This window comes from Stenotrophomonas sp. GD03680 (genome assembly GCF_029844625.1).
Classification (GTDB): Bacteria; Pseudomonadota; Gammaproteobacteria; order Xanthomonadales; family Xanthomonadaceae; genus Stenotrophomonas; species Stenotrophomonas maltophilia_P.
The window spans coordinates 363,006-383,398 of the sequence record NZ_JAOCKC010000002.1 but is presented as its reverse complement, the minus strand read 5'-3'; the positions used below and the strand labels follow the sequence as shown (position 1 = coordinate 383,398).

At 68.0% G+C, this 20,393-nt stretch carries 20 protein-coding genes; 8 read left to right on the top strand and 12 right to left on the bottom strand.

All coding sequences use genetic code 11. From position 1 onward, the window contains the following. Positions 1 to 40: 40 nt before the first annotated feature. Positions 41 to 1,168 (bottom strand): glutamine-hydrolyzing carbamoyl-phosphate synthase small subunit, encoded by a 1,128-nt coding sequence (gene carA / locus N5J29_RS04125; RefSeq protein WP_053519346.1) that lies wholly within the window; start codon positions 1,166 to 1,168, stop codon positions 41 to 43. A gap of 326 nt (positions 1,169 to 1,494) precedes the next feature. Then, positions 1,495 to 2,226, bottom strand: a complete 732-nt coding sequence (dapB, locus tag N5J29_RS04120) for a 4-hydroxy-tetrahydrodipicolinate reductase (RefSeq protein ID WP_128988716.1) — start codon at positions 2,224 to 2,226, stop codon at positions 1,495 to 1,497. An 89-nt stretch (positions 2,227 to 2,315) separates the two neighbouring features. On the opposite strand from dapB, the gene N5J29_RS04115 reads away from it, so the two are divergent. Next, positions 2,316 to 3,077 carry a 3-oxoacyl-ACP reductase gene (locus tag N5J29_RS04115; protein ID WP_065175606.1) on the top strand — a complete coding sequence of 254 codons (762 nt, stop codon included), beginning with the start codon at positions 2,316 to 2,318 and terminating at the stop codon, positions 3,075 to 3,077. Positions 3,078 to 3,119: 42 nt separating this feature from the next. On the opposite strand, the gene N5J29_RS04110 is transcribed toward N5J29_RS04115, so the two are convergent. From N5J29_RS04110 to N5J29_RS04100, 3 genes are read right to left on the bottom strand one after another with little or no spacing between them, the layout of a single operon-like run. After that, a complete protein-coding gene (locus tag N5J29_RS04110) occupies positions 3,120 to 3,374 on the bottom strand; it encodes a DUF6587 family protein (RefSeq protein ID WP_164152635.1) in 255 nt (84 codons plus the stop codon). Further along, positions 3,374 to 5,236, bottom strand: a complete 1,863-nt coding sequence (feoB, locus tag N5J29_RS04105) for a ferrous iron transport protein B (protein ID WP_053519515.1) — start codon at positions 5,234 to 5,236, stop codon at positions 3,374 to 3,376. The genes N5J29_RS04110 and feoB overlap by 1 nt, the downstream gene beginning before the upstream one ends. After that, on the bottom strand, positions 5,233 to 5,487 hold the full coding sequence (locus N5J29_RS04100) for a FeoA family protein (protein ID WP_053519514.1): 255 nt from the start codon (positions 5,485 to 5,487) through the stop codon (positions 5,233 to 5,235). Before N5J29_RS04100 ends, feoB begins: the two co-directional genes overlap by 4 nt. 119 nt (positions 5,488 to 5,606) lie before the next feature. Here N5J29_RS04100 and N5J29_RS04095 point away from each other — a divergent pair, with 119 nt between their 5' ends. The 5 genes from N5J29_RS04095 to yeiP all read left to right on the top strand — a co-directional run bounded on the left by N5J29_RS04095 (position 5,607) and on the right by yeiP (position 9,178). Beyond that, a complete protein-coding gene (locus tag N5J29_RS04095) occupies positions 5,607 to 6,395 on the top strand; it encodes an enoyl-CoA hydratase/isomerase family protein (RefSeq protein ID WP_053519513.1) in 789 nt (262 codons plus the stop codon). Between the two features lie 2 nt (positions 6,396 to 6,397). Beyond that, positions 6,398 to 6,799, top strand: a complete 402-nt coding sequence (locus N5J29_RS04090) for a VOC family protein (protein ID WP_053519512.1) — start codon at positions 6,398 to 6,400, stop codon at positions 6,797 to 6,799. Continuing rightward, positions 6,796 to 7,689 (top strand): hydroxymethylglutaryl-CoA lyase, encoded by an 894-nt coding sequence (locus tag N5J29_RS04085; RefSeq protein WP_053519511.1) that lies wholly within the window; start codon positions 6,796 to 6,798, stop codon positions 7,687 to 7,689. Before N5J29_RS04090 ends, N5J29_RS04085 begins: the two co-directional genes overlap by 4 nt. A gap of 103 nt (positions 7,690 to 7,792) precedes the next feature. Beyond that, positions 7,793 to 8,563 (top strand): SDR family NAD(P)-dependent oxidoreductase, encoded by a 771-nt coding sequence (locus N5J29_RS04080; RefSeq protein ID WP_164152638.1) that lies wholly within the window; start codon positions 7,793 to 7,795, stop codon positions 8,561 to 8,563. 48 nt (positions 8,564 to 8,611) lie between these two features. After that, on the top strand, positions 8,612 to 9,178 hold the full coding sequence (gene yeiP / locus N5J29_RS04075; protein WP_005409468.1) for an elongation factor P-like protein YeiP: 567 nt from the start codon (positions 8,612 to 8,614) through the stop codon (positions 9,176 to 9,178). Between the two features lie 53 nt (positions 9,179 to 9,231). Here the strand turns inward: yeiP and N5J29_RS04070 are convergent, their stop codons facing one another. The 4 genes from N5J29_RS04070 to N5J29_RS04055 form a co-directional block, all read right to left on the bottom strand. Continuing rightward, entirely contained in the window at positions 9,232 to 9,930 is a 699-nt protein-coding gene (locus N5J29_RS04070) for an MliC family protein (RefSeq protein ID WP_164152640.1), read from the bottom strand. Positions 9,931 to 10,013: 83 nt separating this feature from the next. Further along, positions 10,014 to 10,406 (bottom strand): nuclear transport factor 2 family protein, encoded by a 393-nt coding sequence (locus N5J29_RS04065; protein WP_053519508.1) that lies wholly within the window; start codon positions 10,404 to 10,406, stop codon positions 10,014 to 10,016. Beyond that, entirely contained in the window at positions 10,393 to 13,536 is a 3,144-nt protein-coding gene (locus N5J29_RS04060) for a multidrug efflux RND transporter permease subunit (RefSeq protein WP_164152642.1), read from the bottom strand. The genes N5J29_RS04065 and N5J29_RS04060 overlap by 14 nt, the downstream gene beginning before the upstream one ends. Positions 13,537 to 13,572: 36 nt before the next feature. Further along, a complete protein-coding gene (locus N5J29_RS04055) occupies positions 13,573 to 14,721 on the bottom strand; it encodes an efflux RND transporter periplasmic adaptor subunit (RefSeq protein ID WP_111186469.1) in 1,149 nt (382 codons plus the stop codon). A gap of 129 nt (positions 14,722 to 14,850) precedes the next feature. Between N5J29_RS04055 and N5J29_RS04050 the strand changes: the two genes are divergently transcribed. Beyond that, complete coding sequence (locus N5J29_RS04050; RefSeq protein WP_180876004.1) at positions 14,851 to 15,567, top strand: response regulator; 717 nt, start codon at positions 14,851 to 14,853, stop codon at positions 15,565 to 15,567. Beyond that, positions 15,567 to 16,634, top strand: a complete 1,068-nt coding sequence (locus N5J29_RS04045; RefSeq protein ID WP_053519504.1) for an ATP-binding protein — start codon at positions 15,567 to 15,569, stop codon at positions 16,632 to 16,634. The genes N5J29_RS04050 and N5J29_RS04045 overlap by 1 nt, the downstream gene beginning before the upstream one ends. Here the strand turns inward: N5J29_RS04045 and N5J29_RS04040 are convergent. The 3 genes from N5J29_RS04040 to N5J29_RS04030 form a co-directional block, all read right to left on the bottom strand. After that, complete coding sequence (locus N5J29_RS04040; RefSeq protein ID WP_239519810.1) at positions 16,612 to 18,366, bottom strand: DUF4105 domain-containing protein; 1,755 nt, start codon at positions 18,364 to 18,366, stop codon at positions 16,612 to 16,614. The genes N5J29_RS04045 and N5J29_RS04040 overlap by 23 nt on opposite strands. Positions 18,367 to 18,511: 145 nt before the next feature. Continuing rightward, complete coding sequence (locus N5J29_RS04035) at positions 18,512 to 18,811, bottom strand: DUF2388 domain-containing protein (RefSeq protein ID WP_053519503.1); 300 nt, start codon at positions 18,809 to 18,811, stop codon at positions 18,512 to 18,514. A 62-nt stretch (positions 18,812 to 18,873) separates the two neighbouring features. After that, positions 18,874 to 20,262: an FAD-binding oxidoreductase gene (locus tag N5J29_RS04030; RefSeq protein WP_053519502.1), complete on the bottom strand. Its 1,389-nt coding sequence runs from the start codon at positions 20,260 to 20,262 to the stop codon at positions 18,874 to 18,876. Between the last annotated feature and the right edge of the window lie 131 nt (positions 20,263 to 20,393).

Here is a 20,393-nt window from a genome sequence, read left to right as displayed (position 1 = left end):
CGGTCCATCGCGGTGCCACCGGTCGCCGGTGGCCTGCGGATCACGCCTTGGCCTGTTCCATCAGGGTCACGAAACGGTCGAACAGCGGACCGACGTCGTGCGGGCCCGGCGACGCTTCCGGATGGCCCTGGAAGGAGAACGCCGGCACATCGGTGCGTGCGATGCCCTGGTTGGTGCCATCGAACAGCGACCGGTGGGTCACGCGCAACGTCGCCGGCAGGGTGGCTTCATCGACCGCGAAACCATGGTTCTGCGAGGTGATCATCACCCGGCCACTGTCCAGGTCCTGCACCGGATGGTTCGCACCATGGTGGCCATGGCCCATCTTGACGGTCTGCGCGCCCGAGGCCAGGCCCAGCAGCTGGTGGCCCAGGCAGATGCCGAAGGTCGGAATCTTCACGTCGATGAAGGTCTTGATCGCGGCGATCGCGTAATCGCACGGCTCCGGGTCACCCGGGCCATTGGACAGGAAGACACCGTCGGGCTTCAGCGCCAGCACTTCAGCCGCCGGGGTCTGCGCCGGCACCACGGTCACTTCGCAGCCGCGTTCGGCCAGCATGCGCAGGATGTTGGTCTTCACGCCGAAATCGTAGGCCACGACCTTGAAGCGGGCCGGCACGCTGACGAAGGCGTTGGCATCCAGGTCCAGCTGGCCCTCGGTCCAGACATAGGTCTTCTCGGTAGTGACGACCTTGGCCAGATCCATGCCCTTCAGGCCCGGGAACTTGCGGGCGGCTTCCAGCGCCTTCTCAACATCGATGTCACCTGCCATCAGCGCACCGTTCTGGGCGCCGTTCTCGCGCAGGATGCGGGTGAGCTTGCGGGTATCGATGCCAGCGATGGCCACCACGCCACGCTGGATCAGCCAGTCCTGCAGCGACACCTGGCTGCGCCAGTTGCTGGGGCGGCGCGGCACATCGCGCACGATCAGGCCGGCCGACCACACCTTGGAGGCTTCGTCGTCCTGGTCGGTCATGCCGGTGTTGCCAATATGCGGATAGGTCAGCGTGACCATCTGCCGGGCGTAGGACGGATCGGTCAGCACTTCCTGGTAACCGGTCATGGCGGTGTTGAACACCACTTCACCGACGGACAGGCCGGGCGCGCCTACGGATTCGCCCTCGAATACGGTGCCGTCTTCGAGGACGAGGATTGCGGCTTGGGTCACGGAAATCTCACTTTGGCTACCGAGGGGGTGCCGAAGTCACGCCTGTGCTTCACGGAAATCCGGTTGCAAAAAAGCGCGGACGTACGGTTCAGGACCGGTCCGGCTTTGGTGATTCGGCGAGTGCGAATTGTAGCGCTGCCGGAGCGCTCGCGCCAGCGGTTGAATCGTTTCATGAACAGGCGACTGCGTATTCATTTCAATACGCCCGCGTGTGCAAAGCGCGATGGCCGGGGTCGGATCCCTTTTCATGCGGGAAAAGGGCTCTGACCCCAATCGCGGCGAGGGGTCAGATCCCTTTCCGTGGGAAAGGGATCCGACCCCGTGAATCAGCCCGCCGGGGTGTCCAGCAGGTCGCGCACCCGGTAGCTCCCGGGCGCCCGCCCCTGCAGCTGGCGGGCGGCAAACAGCGCACCGCGGGCGAAGATGTCGCGGTTGGTCGCCCGGTGGACCAGTTCGATGCGCTCGCCCAGGCCGGTGAACTGCACCAGATGCTCACCCACTATATCGCCGGCCCGCAGGCTGGCGTACTGCGGATCCGCCCCACCCCGTTGCGCGGCCGCGCCCAGGGTCAGTGCCGTTCCCGAGGGCGCATCCTTCTTCTGCGTATGGTGCGATTCCACGATGTCGCAGTCCCAGCCCGACAGGGCCTGCGCAGCGCGCTCGACCAGCTCGTCCAGCACCGCGACACCGAGGCTGAAGTTCGAAGCCCACACCAGCGGAATGCGCGCCGCGGCGGCGTCCAGCGCCTGGCGCTGCGCACTGGAGATGCCGGTGGTACCCGATACCAGGCCTGCGCCGCGTTCAACGCACAGGGCCAGCATCGCATCGAAGCCTTCCGGCAGGCTGAAGTCGATGGCCACATCGAATGCCGGCGCCCCTGCCAGCTCGCTGGCGGCAAAGAACGGCACTCCGTCGACCACCCGCTGGGCCGGCGCGCGGCCGGTCACCGCCGCCACGATCTGCAGGGTTTCGGGATGATCGGCGGCCAGCCGCAGCAGGGCCTGGCCCATGCGCCCGGAAGCGCCGTGAATGAGCAATCGCAGGGGAGTCTGGTTCATGCCCCGCAGGCTAGCGGCAGCATGCCCGGTCCGGCAAGCATCATCGCTGCTACGCTGCAGGACTCTTCATGCAATGGACCGCATTTCCCATGCAGATCAGCGAACAGCTGGTACTGGTCACCGGCGCTGGCCGCGGCCTTGGCCAGCATATCGCCCGCGCATTCGCCGCGCAGGGTGCCCGGGTCATCATCAACTACCACCGCAGCGAGGCGGCCGCACGTGCATTGGCGGTGGAGCTGGGCGGGCAGGCACTCGCGCTCCGCGCCGACGTCACCGACCGGGGCCAGATCGAGGCACTCCTGCAGCAGGCGCTGGCGCATTTCGGCCAGGGCGTGACCACCGTGGTCAACAACGCATTGGCCGATTTCTCCTTCAATGGTGATGCGCGCGACGGCGCCGCCGACATTGGCTGGCCGGCGTTCCAGGCGCAGTTCGAAGGCAGCGTGCGCGGCGCGCTCAACACCGTGCAGGCCGCCCTGCCCGGCATGCAGGCGCGCGGTTTCGGCCGCATCATCAACATCGGCACCAATCTGTTCCAGAACCCGGTGGTGCCCTATCACGACTACACGGCCGCCAAAGCCGCCCTGCTTTCGCTGACCCGCACCCTGGCCGGCGACCTGGGGCCGCAGGGCATCACCGTCAACATGCTGTCCGGCGGCCTGCTGCGCAGCACCGATGCCAGCGCGGCGACACCGCAGGCGGTGTTCGATTACATCGCCGCCAACACGCCACTGCGCAGCGTGACCACGCCGGCCGAGTTCGCCGACGCCGCGCTGTTCTTCGCCAGCCCCTGGGCGCGCGCGGTCACCGGCCAGAATCTGGTGGTGGACGGTGGGCTGGTGCGGGATTGACGCTTCGGCGAGCGCAGCAGCCCCCGCTCTCTCCCGCCATCGTCAGTGCTGCTTCGGCGGCGTCGGCCCGCAGCTGTCGCAGCCACCACAGGCACCGCCGCCGCTACTGACAGGCGGCGCGATCCTGCGGCCCAGCGCCTGCAGCCAGCCGGCGCGGCCGGGCTTGAGCAGCGCCAGCGCCAAGGCGCCGCGCATCCTGCGCACGCTGCCGGGGAACTGCTTTTTCAGTACGACCCACGCGCTGACCAGCACGGCCAGCGCAACGAGCAGGTACTGGAGCAGCAGTCCTGCGTCCATCAGCCGCCTCCCAGCGCCACGGTCACCTGGTAGGTGATCAGCGCTGCAACGTAGGCCGCTGCGAACAGGTAGAACGCCGCGAAACCCATCTTCTTCCACGAGTTGGTCTCACGCTTGATGGTGGCCAGCGTGGAGATGCACATCGGCGCATAGATGAACCACACCAGCAGCGACAGGCCCGTGGCCAGCGACCAGCCATCGGCCACCACCGGCGTGAGCGCCGAGATCGCCGCATCGTCGTCGGCCGCGGACAGCGCGTACACCGTCGCCAGCGAGGAAACCGCCACTTCACGCGCGGCCAGGCCCGGAATCAGTGCGATGCAGATCTGCCAGTTGAAACCCAGCGGGGCGAAAACCGCGGTCATCGCATGGCCGATGCGGCCGGCGTAGCTGTAATCGATGGCCGGCAGCGTGGCGTCGGCGGGCGCACCGGGGAACGACAGCAGGAACCACAGCAGCACGGTCAACGCCAGGATGATGCCGCCCACGCGCCGCAGGAAGATCATGCCGCGCTCATACAGGCCGACTGCCAGATCACGCGGATGCGGAATACGGTACGAGGGCAGCTCCAGCATCAGCGGATGCTCGCTCTTGTCGCGGCGCCACTTCTTCATGACCCACGACATCGCCAGCGCGCTGAGGATGCCGGCCACGTACAGTCCGAACAGCACCAGGCCCTGCTGGTTGAAGATGCCGACCTTGCCATCGGGAATGAAGGCGGCGATCAGGAGGGCATACACCGGCAGGCGGGCCGAACAGGTCATCAGCGGCGCCACCAGGATCGTCGCCAGCCGGTCGCGTGGATCCTGGATGCTGCGGGTGGCCATGATGCCCGGCACCGCGCAGGCGAAGCTGGACAGCAGCGGGATGAACGAACGCCCCGACAGGCCGGCCGCGGCCATCAGCCGATCGAGCAGGAACGCTGCACGTGGCAGGTAGCCGGACTCTTCCAGCGCGAGGATGAACGCGAACAGGATCAGGATCTGCGGCAGGAACACCACCACGCCTCCCAGGCCGGCGATGATGCCGTCGGTGAGCAGACTGGTCAGCGGCCCCTCCGGCAGCGCGCCACCGACCACCTCGCCCAGCCAGCCGAAGCCGGCCTCGATGCCATCCATCAGCGGTGTCGCCCAGGCGAACACCGCCTGGAAGATCAGGAACATCACCACGACCAGCGTCACCAGTCCGAACACCGGATGCAGCAGCCAGCGGTCAAGCGTGTCGTCGATCTTCGCGGTGCGTGCCGGCATGCGCACGGCCACCGCCAGGATGTCGCGTACCCGGGCGTGGTAGTCGATGCCGTCCTCGGCCGGCGGTACCGGCGCATCCAGGTGCGGCACCATGCGGTCCAGGCGCTCGACCAGCGCACGCGCACCCTGCTTGCGTACCGCCACGGTCTCGACCACCGGCACGCCCAGCTCGCGCTCCAGCGCTGCCACGTCCAGCTGGATGCCACGGCGCTCGGCCGCATCCACCATGTTCAGCGCCACCACCATCGGTTTGCCCAACTCGCGCAGTTCCAGTGCGAAGCGCAGGTGCAGGCGCAGGTTGGTGGCATCGATCACGCACAACAGTACGTCCGGCGCGGCCTCGCCCGGATAGAAGCCGCGGCACAGGTCGCGGGTGATCGCCTCGTCCAGGCTCGCCGGGTGCAGGCTGTACGCACCCGGCAGGTCAAGCACGGCGAACTCGCGGCCGGAGGGTGCGCGCAGGCGTCCTTCCTTGCGCTCGACGGTCACGCCGGTGTAATTGGCGACCTTCTGCCGGCTGCCGGTCAGCTGGTTGAACAGGGCGGTCTTGCCGCTGTTCGGGTTACCGACCAGCGCGATGCGCAGGGGGGCGGCAGTGGCGGATGCGGTCATGCACGTCTTTCCTGGCTGGCAGCGTCGATCACGACGCGCTTGGCTTCACTGATACGCAGTGCGAAACGGGTGAACCCGACCTGCACCAGCAACGGCTCTCCCCCCAGTGGGCCCTTGGCCACCAGGCGGACCTCCTCGCCCTTGACGAAGCCCAGCTCGCGCAGGCGGCGGGCAATGGCATCGTTGGCATGCAGGTCCTGCACGGAGTCGACCACGGCCGAGGTATGCAGGGGCAGTTCGGACAGCGTCATCTAGCCTGTTCTCTGCTGGATGTAAATGGTTCTCGATTCTAACATTCCCGCGTCGCGTCATGGCCCATGACCAATGGCCCGCTATGATCCATACAGGTATGGAGTGACCCTGGAATCCCATGAACGATGCTTTGCAGATCGAGCGCAGTGGCGCCGTCCTCACCCTCTGGCTGAACCGGCCGGAGCTGCACAACGCCTTCGATGCCGGCCTGATCGCCCGGCTGACCGCCGCGCTGGAGGCGGCCGGGCGGGAAGACGCGGTGCGCGCGGTGGTGGTGGCCGGCCACGGCGCATCCTTCTCGGCCGGTGCCGACCTGCAGTGGATGCGGGGCATGGCCGCTGCCAGCGAGGCTGACAACCGCGAGGATTCGCTGGCCCTGGCGCGCCTGATGCGCACCCTGGACGAACTGCCCAAGCCGACCCTGGCCCGGGTCCACGGTGCCGCCTTCGGCGGGGGTGTCGGCCTGGTCGCCTGCTGCGACATCGCCATCGCCAGCACCAGCGCCCGGTTCGGCCTGACCGAAAGCCGCCTTGGCCTGCTGCCGGCCGTGATCTCACCGTACGTGATCGAGGCGATCGGGCCGCGTCAGGCCCGCCGCTGGTTCGCGACCGGCGAGCACTTCGACGCCGACACCGCGCTGCGCATCGGCCTGGTGCACCAGCTGGTGGAACCGGAGCGGCTGGACGAGGCGGTGCAGCGCCAGCTGGCCCTGCTCGACAAGGCCGGCCCGATCGCCTCAGCGTCGGCCAAGCGCCTGGTCCGGCAGGTCCGTGACAGCCATGACCGCGATGCGCTCGACCGCGACAATGCCGCCCTGATCGCGCGCCTGCGGGTCTCGGCCGAGGGTCAGGAAGGCCTGGGCGCCTTCCTCGACAAGCGCGCCCCCCATTGGGTCACGGAGGCCTGAACATGCTCGATCATCTTGGTTTGACCAGCGCCGACCTGGCGCGCAGCAGGGCGTTCTTCAGCCAGGCACTGGCCCCACTGCAGATCGGCGTGGTGATGGAAGTCACCGCGGAGCAGACCGGCACCCATGACCAGGTCGGCTTCGGCCGCGATGGCAAGCCGTTCTTCTGGATCGGCAATGGCGGCAGCGTCAGCCATGGCGTGCACGTCGCCTTCGCCTGTACCGGCCGCGCGCAGGTGGACGCGTTCCATGCCGCCGCCCTGGCCGCCGGAGGACGCGACAATGGCGCTCCCGGCGTGCGTCCCTGGTATCACCCGAACTACTACGCCGCCTTCGTGCTCGACCCGGACGGCAACAACATCGAGGCTGTCTGCCAGCGCCCCGCTGCGGAGACGGAGGCATGAGCGACTACGTCCGCATCGTCGAGGTCGGCCCGCGGGACGGCCTGCAGAACGAAAAGCAACCGGTCTCTACGGCCGACAAGATCGAGCTGATCAACCGCCTGTCGGCCACCGGCCTGCGCAGCATCGAAGCGACCAGTTTCGTCAGCCCGAAGTGGGTGCCGCAGCTGGCGGATGCCGCTGAGGTCTATGCCGGCATCCAGCGCCGGCCCGGCATCCACTATCCAGTGCTGGTACCGAATGAACAGGGCTACGAGCGGGCGCTCGCGGTCGGCGTGGAGGAAGTGGCGGTGTTCACGGCCGCCTCCGAGGCGTTCAACCGCACCAACACCAACGCCGGCATCGACGAGTCGCTGGCCCGCTTCGAGCCGATCCTGCGCCGCGCCGCCGCCGATGGCGTACGGGTGCGCGGCTATGTCTCCACCGTGCTGGGGTGTCCCTACCAGGGCGAGGTCCCCCTGGCCGATGTGGTGCGGGTGGCGCGCGCCCTGCACCAGATGGGCTGCTATGAGATCTCGCTGGGCGACACGATCGGCGTCGGCACGCCGCGCAAGGCGCGGGCGATGCTGCAGGCAGTCGCCGCGGAGATCCCGATGAGCGCGCTGGCCGTGCACTTCCATGACACCTACGGGCAGGCCATTGCCAACATCGCCACCTGCCTGGAAGAAGGCGTGCGCGTGGTCGACAGCGCCGTCTCCGGCGCGGGCGGCTGCCCTTACGCGAAAGGCGCCAGCGGCAACGTCGCCAGCGAGGACGTGGTCTATCTGCTGCAGGGCCTTGGCCTGGACAGCGGGGTGGACCTGCCGGCGCTGGCGGAAACCGGTCGTTGGCTGGCCGGCCTGCTCGGGCGTGCGACCGCCAGCCGCACCGGCCAGGCCCTCGCGGCCGTCTGATCCATCAGGGCGCGTCGCCCGGGCTCCGGGCGGCGCGGTGCACAACGGCAGCGGTCGTGGCTTCCGTTAGAATCGGCGGTTCTCGAACCTGCAGGACCGTGCAATGCAGCTGTCTTCCGTACGTGCCGTGATCACCGGCGGCGTTTCCGGCCTTGGCCTGGCCGTGGCCGAGCACCTCGTCGCCCAAGGCGGCAAGGTGGCCCTGTTCGACCTCAACGACGACAAAGGCAGCGCCGCCGTCGCCGCGCTGGGTGCCGACAACGCCCGCTATTTCAACGTCAACGTCAGTGATGAAGCTGCCGTGGCGGCGGCCATCGACCAGGCCCACGATTTCCTCGGCGGTCTCAACGTGGCGATGAACTGCGCCGGCATCCTCGGCGCGGGCCGTGTGCTCGGCAAGGAAGGCCCGATGCCGCTGGCCGACTTCCAGGGCACGGTGATGGTCAACCTGGTCGGCAGCTTCAACGTGGCCAAGGCCGCCGCCAACCGCATGCAGCACAACGAGGCCGGCGACGATGGCGAACGCGGTGTCATCATCAACACCGCCAGCATCGCCGCCTATGAGGGCCAGATCGGCCAGGCCGCGTACGCCGCCAGCAAGGGCGGTGTGGTGTCGATGACGCTGCCGATGGCCCGCGAGCTCTCGCGCTTCGGCATCCGCGTCAACACCATCGCCCCGGGCGTGTTCTGGACACCGATGGTCGATGGCATGCCTGAAGCCGTACAGCAGTCGCTTGCCGCCTCGATCCCGTTCCCGTCGCGGCTGGGCAAGCCGGAGGATTTCGCCAGCCTGGTCGGCTTCATCCTCGGCAACACCTACCTCAATGGCGAGACCATCCGCCTGGACGGCGCTACCCGCCTCGCTCCGAAGTGATTCCCCCGGGCGCCGGGACGGCGTCCACCCCCAACGACCCAGATCACCATGAAAGCCAACGACATCAAGAAGGGCAACGTCGTCGAGTACAACAACGGCGTCTACCAGATCCGCGACATCGAGCGCAGCTCCCCGCAGGGCCGGGGTGGCAACGTCCGCTTCCGCTTCATCATGTACAGCGTGCCGGGCGGCAACAAGCTCGATGCCAGCTTCGATGCCGACGACAATCTGGTCGAGGTCGAACTGCTGCGCCGCCAGTCCACCTATTCGTACAAGGATGGCGATGCGTTCGTCTTCCTCGATGACGAGGACTACACCCCCTACACCCTGGATGCGGACGTCATCGGCGACGACGCCGGCTACATCACCGATGGCCTGACCGGCATCTACGTGCAGGTGATCGACGAGCAGCCGGTGGCCATCCAGTTGCCGGCCTCGGTGGTGCTGGAAGTGATCGAGACCCCGCCGGAACTGAAGGGCGGCACCGCCACCAAGCGTCCGAAACCGGCCAAGCTCAATACCGGTATCGAGATCATGGTGCCGGAGTACATCGTCAATGGCGAACGCGTGCTGGTGAACACTGCCACCGGCGAGTTCGCAGGCCGCGCGGACTGAGCTGACCGCACGCGCCTGGCAGAGCCGAGCCCCGCTCGGCTCTGCCGACCAACTTACGGCTGCCTGGCGCCGAAATTGCCACACCCATGGTACTGGCGCGTGCCGACGGTCAGCATCGCCTTCGCCTCGAACGGCTCGCCGCTCATGTCGTCCGTGCACGTCGTGCGCTGGAAGGTGAGCTTGATGTCGGTACCGTCCGCAGCCTTGCCACTCCACCCGTCCGCCCCCTGGTTGGGCGCGCCCACGTCGAAGTGCCGCTGGCCATAATCGACCTGCACCTGCAGGCCGGGCGTGTCACCGTCGACCACCGCCAGCCAGCCCGGTTCGTTGCCGGTCGCCCTGAACGCGGCAGCACCGGCACGGCCGTCGCCTTCCGTGGTCTCCACCGCGCGGCACTCGCGGTCCACTTCGCCCTTCAGGCTGAGCAGCCCGTCGTCGTGGCCCTTCGTCCAGAAACTGTTGCCCTGCCCGTCGCCGTACTTCGCCCCCGAAGCAGCACGCTCGGAGGTCATGGCGAACGTGCGATCCCCGATCACCACGGTGGCTGCGTCCTCGCCGTTGAACGTCGTACGCACGGCCAGATCGCCACACTGATAGGCCGTCTGGCTGGCGGTCGAGTTCGTGGACAGCGGCTGCGGCTCCGGCGGCGCCGGGTCAGCCGTGCCACCTGCTGCGGCAGGCGGCGTCGATGGCTGGCAGGCCGCCAGCACCAGGGCCAGCGAAGCCGTCGACAGACTGGAAACTACACGCATGACTCGACTCCTTGTCGACCGTACTGAAGATGACCACCCTATCATCCGGCGATGAGCCGGCGCTGAAACCGATGTGATCGTGTTCACGCCGCGAGCACCGTCATCGACAGCAGCTGCGCGCCCTCCCCGCCGGAACTACAGGCCCAGACCCGCAACAGACGCACCCGCAATGCCTGCTCCTGCCCGTGCCGGACGACCACCATCTGCACCGGGCTGGACAGCAGCGCCAGCCGACCGCACAGCAGGGTGTCCACCGCCTGCAGATGCAGCGCCCGCACCTGCAGGTGCCCGCCCAACCAGTCATCCAGCCAGGGCAGATCAAACAGACGCCCGCCATCGCCATCCATCATGAACATCGCCGGCGACAACAGCAGCGACAGTGCCTGCCGATCACCCTCGATCAGGGCCTGGCACAGGCGCCGTTCCAGCGCCTTCAGCTGCACGTCGTGCAGCGTTTGACCGTTATCCGTTCCCATCCACAGATCCTTCCGGCAGTGGCCGGCGCCTGCGCAGGCGCCGCGCGATCCGTTGCCGCCCCCCCTGCACCACCACATAGAACACCGGCACGAAGAACACCGCGAGCACGGTCGCGCTGACCATGCCACCGAACACACCGGTACCGATTGCCTGCTGTGTTTCCTTCGAGGCACCCTGCGCCACCATCAAAGGCACCACGCCGAGCGCGAACGCCAGCGACGTCATCACGATGGGCCGCAGGCGCAGGCGCGCTGCCTCCACGGCCGCTTCCACCAGCCCGCGTCCCTGCTGCTGCAGCTGTCGCGCGAACTCGACGATCAGGATCGCGTTCTTCGCCGACAGGCCGATCACCGTGATCATGCCGACCTTGAAGAAAACGTCGTTGGGCATGCCCCGCAGCAGCACCGCCGCTACGGCTCCCAGCAGGCCCAGCGGCACCACCAGCATCACCGCCATTGGTATGGACCAGCTCTCGTACAGCGCCGCCAGGACCAGGAACACCACCAGCATCGACAGCAGCAGCAACCACGGGGCCTGCGCGCCGGACTCGCGCTCCTGCAGCGACTGACTGGTCCACTGCAGTGCGAAGCCCGCCGGCAGCTGCCGGGCCAGGCGCTCCATCTCGTCCATCGCCTGCCCGGTGGAAACGCCCGACGCGGGCGCGCCGGACAGATTCAATGCCGGGAAGCCGAGATAGCGCTGCAGCTGCAGGGGCGCTTCCGTCCACTGCGGATCGACCAGCTCCGACAGCGCCACCATGCCCCCTTCGCTGTTGCGGACATACAGCTTGAGCACGTCGCCCAGCTCCATCCGGTACGGCGCATCGGCCTGGACGATGACCTGCTGCAGCCGTCCCTTGTTCGGAAAGTCGTTGACGTATTGCGAGCCCATTGCCGCCGACAGCGTTCCGCTGATCTCGCTGAACGCCACGCCCATCGCCTCGGCCTTGGCGCGATCGAGGTCAAGCCGGACGCTGGTACCTGCGGGCATTCCATCGGCATGCACATCGGACAGCAGTGTGCTGGCCTGGGCCAGCTGCAGCAGCTGCTGGAGGGCAGCGCGCAGCTCGGCCTGGGTCTGCCCGGTCCGCGCCTGCAGCGCCAGCGAGAAGCCTGACGAGCGGCCGAGGCTGTCGATGGCCGGCGGCATCACGCTCATGACTTCGCCCTCGACCAGCGTCGACATCGCCTTCCGTACCGCCTCCACCTCGCCGGCAGCCGTCGCACCGGCACGCTCCCCCCAATCCTTCAGCATCGTGTAGGCCAGTGCAGCACTCGGCCCCGAGCCGGAGAAGCTGTACCCGAGGATCGACTGGTTGGATGCAACGCCGGGGCGCGAGGCCACGTGACGTTCGTACGCTTCAACGACGGCAAGCGTGCGCTCGGTGGTCGCCTCGGCCGGCAGCTGGATCGAGGTCATGAAGTACCCCTGGTCCTCCTCCGGCAGGAATGCCCCGGGCAACCCGTTCAGGCCCAGCAGAAGCGCTGCCACCAGTGCGACGAACACCCCCATCACGCGCCCGCTTCGCTGCAGCACAGCGGCCACGCCACGCTGGTAGCGGCCGGTCATCCGCTCGAAGCCGCGGTTGAAGGCGCCGAACAGTCCACTGCGGCCATGATGCCCGCGTGTACTTCCGCGCAGCAGCGTGGCGCACAGTGCAGGCGTGAGGCTGAGCGCCAGCAGTGCGGAGAACAGGATCGATACCGACATCGCGACGGTGAACTGACGGTAGATCGCGCCTACCGAACCACTGGCGAACGCCATCGGAATGAACACCGCGGTCAGTACCAGGGTGATGCCGATCACCGCGCCGGTCAGTTCGCGCATTGCCTTGATCGTCGCCTCGCGGGGTGGCAACCCCTCCTCGGCCATGATCCGTTCCACGCCTTCGACCACCACGATCGCATCATCGACGATGATGCCGATCGCCAGCACCATGCCGAACATGGTGAGGACGTTGATCGAGAACCCCAGCGCCAGCATCGCCGCGAACGTACCCAGCAGCGCAATCGGCGCGACCATGGCAGGTATCAGCGTATAGCGCCAGTTCTGCAGGAACAGGTACATCACCGCGAACACCAGCAGCATGGCCTCCAGCAGTGTCTGCACTACTTTGCGGATCGAGATGCTGACGAAGGGTGCGGTATCAAACGGAATGCTCGCCTCGACACCACGCGGCAGCAGCGGCGCCAGCTCGGCCATCCTTTCGCGCACCGCTGCCGCAGTGCGTACGGCGTTCGCTCCGGGCCGCAGCTGGACGCCCGCCGCCGTCGCAGGCTGACCATCCTCTCGGGTACCCCAGGCGTAGCTCTGCGCCCCCAGTTCGACCCGGGCGACGTCACCCAGCAGTACCCGCGAGCCATCCGCCCGCGCACGCAGCACGATCGAAGCGAACTGCGCGGGCGTGGACAGCTGGCCATCGGCGGTCAGCGGCACGGTCAGGCGCTGGCCGGGCAGACCGGGGGAGTCGCCGATGCGACCCGGTGCGATCTCCAGGTTCTGCTGCTCGATGGCGCTGGCAACGTCACCGATGGTCAGGCCGTACCCGGTCAGCCGCGTGGGATCGAGCCAGACGCGCATCGCCTGCTCCGCGCCGAACAGCTGCACGCGCCCGACACCGTCGATGCGGCGCAGTTCCTCGATGATGTTGCGCGCCATGAAGTCACCCAGCGCGGCCTCGCTGACGCTGGCATCCGGCGAACGCAGGCCGACCAGCATCAGGAAACCGGAATCGGCCGCCTCCACGTACAGCCCGTTCTGGCGCACGCTGCGCGGCAACCGCGGCTCGATCGCCTTGATCCGGTTCTGCACATCGACCTGGGCCAGTTCGGGGTTGGTTCCCGGCTGGAAGGTCGCCGTGATCGACGCCTCCCCGGAGGTATCCACCGACGATTCGAAGTACAGCAGGTGCTTGACGCTGGACAGTTCGCGCTCGATCAGCGCGACCACCGCATCGTTCAATGTCTGCGGGCTTGCGCCTGGATAGCTCGCATAGATGCTGACACTGGGCGGAGCGACTGCCGGGTAACGCTCCACGGCCAACCGCGGAATCGCCAGGACACCGGCAAGGATGATGAAGATCGCCAGCACCCAGGCGAACACCGGGCGATCGATGAAGAAACGTGCCATGTTGGATTTTCCTGGATCGGCCGGGTCCTGGCGGACTCAGCCCTGACGACCTGACGGTGCAGCCCCGGCAATGGCGACGGGCCGTGACCAGTCGTGCATCTGGACCACCACGCCCTCCTGCAGGCGCTCCTGGCCTTCGACGACCACCTTCTCGCCCGCCTTCAGGCCATTCCGGACCAGCCACTGCCGATCCACGCTGCCATCGATCTCCAGCGTGCGGATCACCGCCTTGCCGTCACTGCCGACCACCCAGGCGTAGGCCTGACCACCGGCACTGCGCAGTACGGCCTGCTGCGGCAGAACCAGCGCACTGGACGGAGCACCGCGCGGCACTCTTGCCCGTACGTACATTCCGGGCAGCAGCTGGCGCTGCGGGTTGTTCACCAGGATGCGCAGCATCACATCGCCCGTACGCGCATCGACGCTGATGCCGGAGAACAGCAGCTCGCCACGTTCCGACAACGGCCGGCCCGCCGGGCCGATGATCGCCACCGACGACTGTCCACCGCTCGCGGCGCTGCGCTGCAGCGACTCCAGCTGGGACGCAGGCTGGCGAACATCCACGTAGACCTGGTCGATCTGCTGCACCACCGCCATCGGCTCGGCATCGGCCACGCCGACCAGCGCTCCCTCGGTCACCCATGCCTGATCGATGCGTCCGCTGATCGGCGCGCTGACCGTCGCATAGCGCAGGTCCAGCTGGCGGCGGGCAAGAATCGCCCGGGCTTCATTCACCGCGGCGCGCGCCTGCTCGTACTCGGCGCTGGCGTCGTCGCGATGCTGCTGGCTGACGGCCTGCGCCGCCGCCAGGGCGTGCAGCCGCTGCGACTGCACACGGCTGCGGGCAAGCGCCGCCTCGCTGCGCTGCAGGGCCGCCAGCGCCGAATCGACGTCCGCACGGAAGGCCGCCGGATCGATCTGGAACAACGCCTGCCCGGCGGTGACTTCGGCCCCCTGCTCGAACAGGCGACGCTGCACGATGCCGCCGACCTGCGCACGGATCTGTGCGGTACGCACGGCCGTCACGCGGCCCGGCAGCTCATCGTCGCGCTGCACGACCTGTGGGCCGACGGTGACCACACTCACGCGCGGTGCGGGTTCGGGGCTGGCTTCGGGCGAGGAACAGGCCGTCATGGCCAAGGCGAGGACCGCGATCAACGCGGCCGGGGTCCTGAAGGTTCTCATTGCTGTGCACAATGCCGCGGGCGCGGCGGATAGGTCATGAAGCGCGCAGTCTGCGCGGCGATGATGGGGTTTCGATGGAGGAAGTGTGGAGATACGATGGAGGCAAGCACCTTATGGCCTGATCCACGCATGCACGCCTCCACTGCCCTCGCCGCCCTGGTCCTGATCGTGGAGGACGAGGCCGAGATCGCCGACATCCTCACTGCCTATCTTGAACGTGAGGGCCTGCGCACCCTGCGCGCCGGCGACGGCCACAGTGCACTGGACCTGCACCGCAACATGCGTCCGGACCTGGTCCTGCTGGATGTACAACTACCGCGGCTGGACGGATGGAGCGTGCTGAGCCAGCTGCGCCAGCGCGGGGAAACGCCGGTGATCATGCTGACCGCGCTCGACCAGGACCTGGACAAGCTGACCGCGCTGCGCATGGGTGCCGACGACTACGTGGTCAAGCCGTTCAACCCGGCCGAGGTGGCTGCGCGCGTGCGCGCGGTGCTGCGGCGGACGCTCAGATCCTCACGCGTGGATGCACCGGCGGCACTGCGCATCGGGCAGCTGCTGATCGATCCGGCAACCCATGCCGTGCATGTGGAAGGCGATGGCTACAGCCATGAAGTCCTGCTGACGCTGACCGAGTTCAAGCTGCTGCACTGCATGGCTCTGGCACCGACCCGCATCTTCAGCCGCAGCGAACTGATGCATGAATGCCTGCCTGAGAGTGAAGCGCTGGAGCGCACGGTCGACAGCCATGTCAGCAAGCTGCGCCGCAAGCTGGACGACGTGGGCATGGTCAACATCCCGGCCAGCGTGCGCGGCGTCGGTTACCGCCTGATGGCCGACCGCTGATGCGCCGGTCCGGGCTCAGCCGGCACATCGTCGTCTCGATGTCGCTGATGGTGATCGGCGTCATCGTGATGATGATCCTCTCGTCCTGGCTGCTGTATGCGGTGCTGGTCGAGTTTTCGCCGGCCAGTACGGTCGAGCCGGAAAGCTGGCTGCCCACCGGTCCCGAACTGGCCTGGATGGTCGGTGTCATCCTGACCGGGCTGGCCCTTGCGATCGCCGCATCGTTCCGCCTCGCCCACCGTATCCTGTCCCCGTTGAATTCGCTGGTCGACAGCGTGCGCGCGCTGGCCAGCGGCGACCTGGGCGCACGTGCCAGCGCCGACGGCAACTCTCCCGGCGAGGTCGCCGCGCTGGTCGACGACTTCAACGCGATGGCGCGCCGCCTGCAGCACATGGAAAGCGAACGGATGATGTGGCACGCCGCCATCGCCCACGAACTGCGCACGCCGGTCACCATCCTGCGCGGTCGCCTGCAGGGCCTGGCCGAAGGCGTGTTCCACCCCGACGAATCGCAGTTCCGCAGCCTGCTGGCGCAGGTGGAAGGGCTGTCGCGGCTGATCGAGGATCTGCGCGTGCTGAGCCTGGCGGACAACGCCCGGCTGGACGTGCGCCGCGCCCGCACCGATGTGGTGGCGGAGGTGCACTCGGTGATGACCCTGGTCGATCCCCAGTTCCGCGCGGCCGGCTTCGTGCTGGAACTGGAGACCAGCCGCGAGGAGCACAACGCCCACTGCGATCCGACCCGCCTGCGGCAGGCGCTTCTTGCGTTGCTGGAGAACGCACGCCGCTACGCCAGCCCGGGCCGGGTGCGGATCGCCGTGCATGACACCCCGGGGCACGTGCAGGTTGCCATCGAGGATGAGGGCCCCGGCATCGATCCGGCACTGCACGCGGACATCTTCAGCCCCTTCATGCGCGCCGACGGTTCACGTTCGCGCCAGGGTGGTGGCAGCGGCCTGGGCCTGGCCGTGGTCAAGGCCATCGCCGATGCACATGGCGGAAAGGTCTACTGCGCGCCCGGTGGCAGCGGCGGCAGCCGCTTCGTCATCGAACTGCCGCGTCAGTAGGCGTCGCCTGCCGTCGCAGGCGCTCACCCAGCACCGCCAGGTTCGCGTCGATGTCATCGAGTTCCCCCCGCTGCGACGCCGGCAGCTGCTGTCGCAGCTGCATGCGCAGGGTCCGCCATGCCGGCACCGCCTGGGCGCTGGCCAGCGCAACGCGGTCGGCCAGCAGTACCTGTTCCTCGGGCAGCGGCAAGCCGTAGCCGCCGTCCGCCAGCAGCTCCCCGGGACGCAGCCACTGCCCGCTCAGGTCCAGCAGTTCACGCAGACTGCGTGCCTCAGCGCTCTCCGGCGCCGCCAGCAGACGGCGCTTCAGCACATCACGCGCGCGCAGCTCCGCGCGTCGCTGCGCGGCCTGTTCCAGCAGCAGCAGGCCAGCACTTGCGCGCAGATCACCCTGCAGCAGCCAGGGGCCGCGCTCGCGCGCGGGCAGATTCAGCCATGCGCGCACGTCGCGCGCCGGCAAGGCGAGCTGGGTGGCAGCCACGGAAAAAAGCTGCTGGTAATGATCACGCGCGGAGGCGAAGTAATACCCCTGGGCCTGCGCACCCGCCCGATCCGCCAGGACCTGGTCGTCCAGAACATGCAGCCGTGCCAGCCGACGCCGCAGTCCCCGCGGGGTGAGCTGGGCGAGCCCGGCCTGGCCGAGCCGGGGCACGCCGGCCTGCAGCAGTTTCGCAGTCTCCACCGCGCAGTTGTTGCTGACGAAGTAGTAGCGTCCGTCATAGGTCCAATGCACCTGCGCGGTGCGTTCCAGCAGGCTGGCGATTTCTTCGCGCTGCAGGCGCAGGGGCAGCGACTGCAGGCCACGCAGCTCGACCTTGGTGTATTCATCCACCACCTGCTGCAGCGGCAGCACGAACAAGCGCGACGGATAGTCGCCGGTCAGGCCACGCCAGTTGGAAATCTGCACATCACCCACGAACGCGCGGAAGGACAGTACGCGGTGATGTTCGAGATCCAGTCGGCACGCCGGTCCCGGCGTCCGGCCCGGCCGGCAGATGACCAGCCGCAGCATGCTGTGGCCCCAGCGGCTCATCGGCTGCCGGCTGCCTTCAGCGAACAGGTAGTCCACCGCATAGACGCGCGCGGGATCCAGCTGCAGCAACGAGGCTGCCCCCTCCTCCGCTTCGGCCTGCAGCAATGGGAGGGTTGCCTCACAGTGCGGGCGTGGCAGCGATGGCGGCGTGCCGAAATGCGCCCGGTACCACTGCGCCAGGGCTGGACGGCGGCAGGCGAACGCACCATCGAGCACGAAATGCTCGGCATTCACTGCCAGGTACTCGGCCGCATCCGTCAGCTCGTAGGGATCCGGGCTGCGGTCACGGAAATCATTGTCACCGCGGCCCAGATGCCACGGCCTGCGCTGCCAGCCGGACAGATCGCGCCAGCGCGCGCTGCGCGACCAGCCTGCACCGTTGCGGTCGGCAACGTGGGCCAGTTCGTGCACCAGCGCGCTGCGTCGCGCGCGGCGGGCGCCGGGCACCTCCTCATCCAGCAGGTCGCGACGCAGCGACACGCGTCCGCCAAAGGCCCGACCGTGCACATCGGCCGGCAGGGCCTCACTCCAGCGCACCTGCACCTGCGGCGGCAACGCGCGCAGCAGCCCCTCGGGCAGCAGCGACTGCACGTCGGCCAGGGTCTGCCGGGCCAGCCGTTGTTGTGTTGGGTCCAGGCCTGCGGGGTCCAGCTGCAGGCGGTCGGTCGCATGCGCCACCGGTATCGCCAGCCACGCCAATGCGATACCCCATCCTGCATGCAGGGCACGCTTGGACAGCGCCGGGTCGCGGCCGGCATCTGCTGCTGCCCGCGTACGCAAGACGTTCAGCCGTGCATCGGCCGGCGCCACGGCAAGCGAAACCGCGGGCGGCATGCGGCCCGGATCAACGCGCCAGCAGGGCGCGCGCCAGTTCCAGATCGCTCTGCTGCTGCGCGGCAGCGTCCTGCTCGCGCAGATGGACCAGCGCGGCCTGCAGGCGCGCGCCACGGATCTGGCCGTCGCTGGCGACAAAGGCCGCGGCATCATCGCGCGCAGCGCGCACGACCTTGTCGTCACCCGAGCTGCTGCCCGACGAGCCGGACGATGCACCGGTTGCCGAACCGGCCGAGGTGCCGGCGAAGCTGGAAGCGAAGCCGGCCAGCGGCAGGGACAGCAGGGCAATCAGCAGGAACGGTCGGATCATCGGTCGCAGGCCGGTTGAAGGAATGGGTGGAGCGTAACGGGTGCGTGAAGGGTTTGCCCAGATCAGGCGTCGAACAGCTTGCCCGGGTTCAGCCGCCCTTCGGGATCGAACGCACGCTTGACCGCCTTCATCAACGCGATTTCCGCCGGCCCGCGCGTGCTGTCCAGATAACCCTTCTTGACCAGGCCGATCCCGTGTTCGGCCGAAATGCTGCCATCGAAACGCGCCAGCACCTGCGCCAGCAGCTTGGTCACCTGCTCGCACTGGGCAAGGAACTCGGCGTCGCTGGTGTCGTCCGGCTTCAGCACGTTGATGTGCAGGTTGCCGTCGCCGATATGGCCGAACCAGACCACATCGAAGTGTGGATAAGCCTGGCCGATCAGCGCCTGGGTCTCGGCCAGGAATGCCGGCATCGCCGAGATACGCACCGAGACGTCATTCTTGTAGGGCTTGTAGCGCGCCAGTGATTCGGTGATGCCCTCCCGCAGGCGCCACAGCTGGGCCGCCTGTGCGTCGCTGGCGCTGATCACGCCGTCGCTGACCCAGCCGTTGCCCATGCAGTCCTCGAAGGCCGCCATGGCCGCGGCTTCCTGTGCCTCGTCATTGGCAGCGAACTCGGTCACGACATAGTACGGATGCACTTCGTCGAACGGCGCCTGCGCACCATGTGCCAGCACGTGTTCCAGCGCCCGGTCGGTGAAGAACTCGAACGCCTGCAGCTGCAGGCGCGCACGGAAGGCGGCGAATACCTGCATCAGCACCTCGAAGCTGGGCAACGCCAGCAGCATCACGTTGCTGGCCGGCGGGGGATCGGTCAGCTTCACCGTCGCCTCGACGATCACGCCCAGCGTGCCTTCTGAACCGATCAGCAGCTGGCGGAAGTCGTAGCCGCTGGAGTTCTTGATCAGGCCCTTGTTCAATTCCAGCAGTTCGCCGCTGGCAGTGACCACCTTCAATCCGGCGATCCATTCACGGGTGTTGCCGTACCGGATCACGCGGATGCCGCCGGCATTGGTGGCGATGTTGCCGCCGATCGAACACGATCCGCGCGCGGCGAAGTCGACCGGATAGATCAATCCATGCTCCAGCGCGGCGTTGTGCAGCGCTTCGAGCGGCATGCCGGCCTGTACCACCAGGGTCCGGTCGACCGCGTCGTACGCCAGGGCCTTGTTCATCCGTTCCAGGCTCAGCACCAGTTCGCCGTGGGCGGCTACCGCGCCGCCGGACAGCCCGGTACGGCCGCCGGAGGGCACGACCGCAACCGCTTCGGCCGCGCTCCAGCGCATCACCGCCTGCACCTCCTCGACCGTGGCCGGCAGCGCGATCGCCAGCGGCGCCGGCGTCCAGCGCCGGGTCCAGTCGCGACCGTAATGCTCCAGGTCGGATGGGTCGGTCTTCAGCTTCAGGCCGGGACAGGCCTGCAGCAGCGAGGCAATGCGGGAATCGGTCATGTCGGTCCAGCGCGGTGCGTGACGAACGGGCAAGCGTGCCAGTGGCACGCGCCAGCGTCCAGCCCCGCAGTGCCGCACCGATAGCTACGGATGCAACCAATTGCGCACTGCACCATGGGCGGTCCGATCTG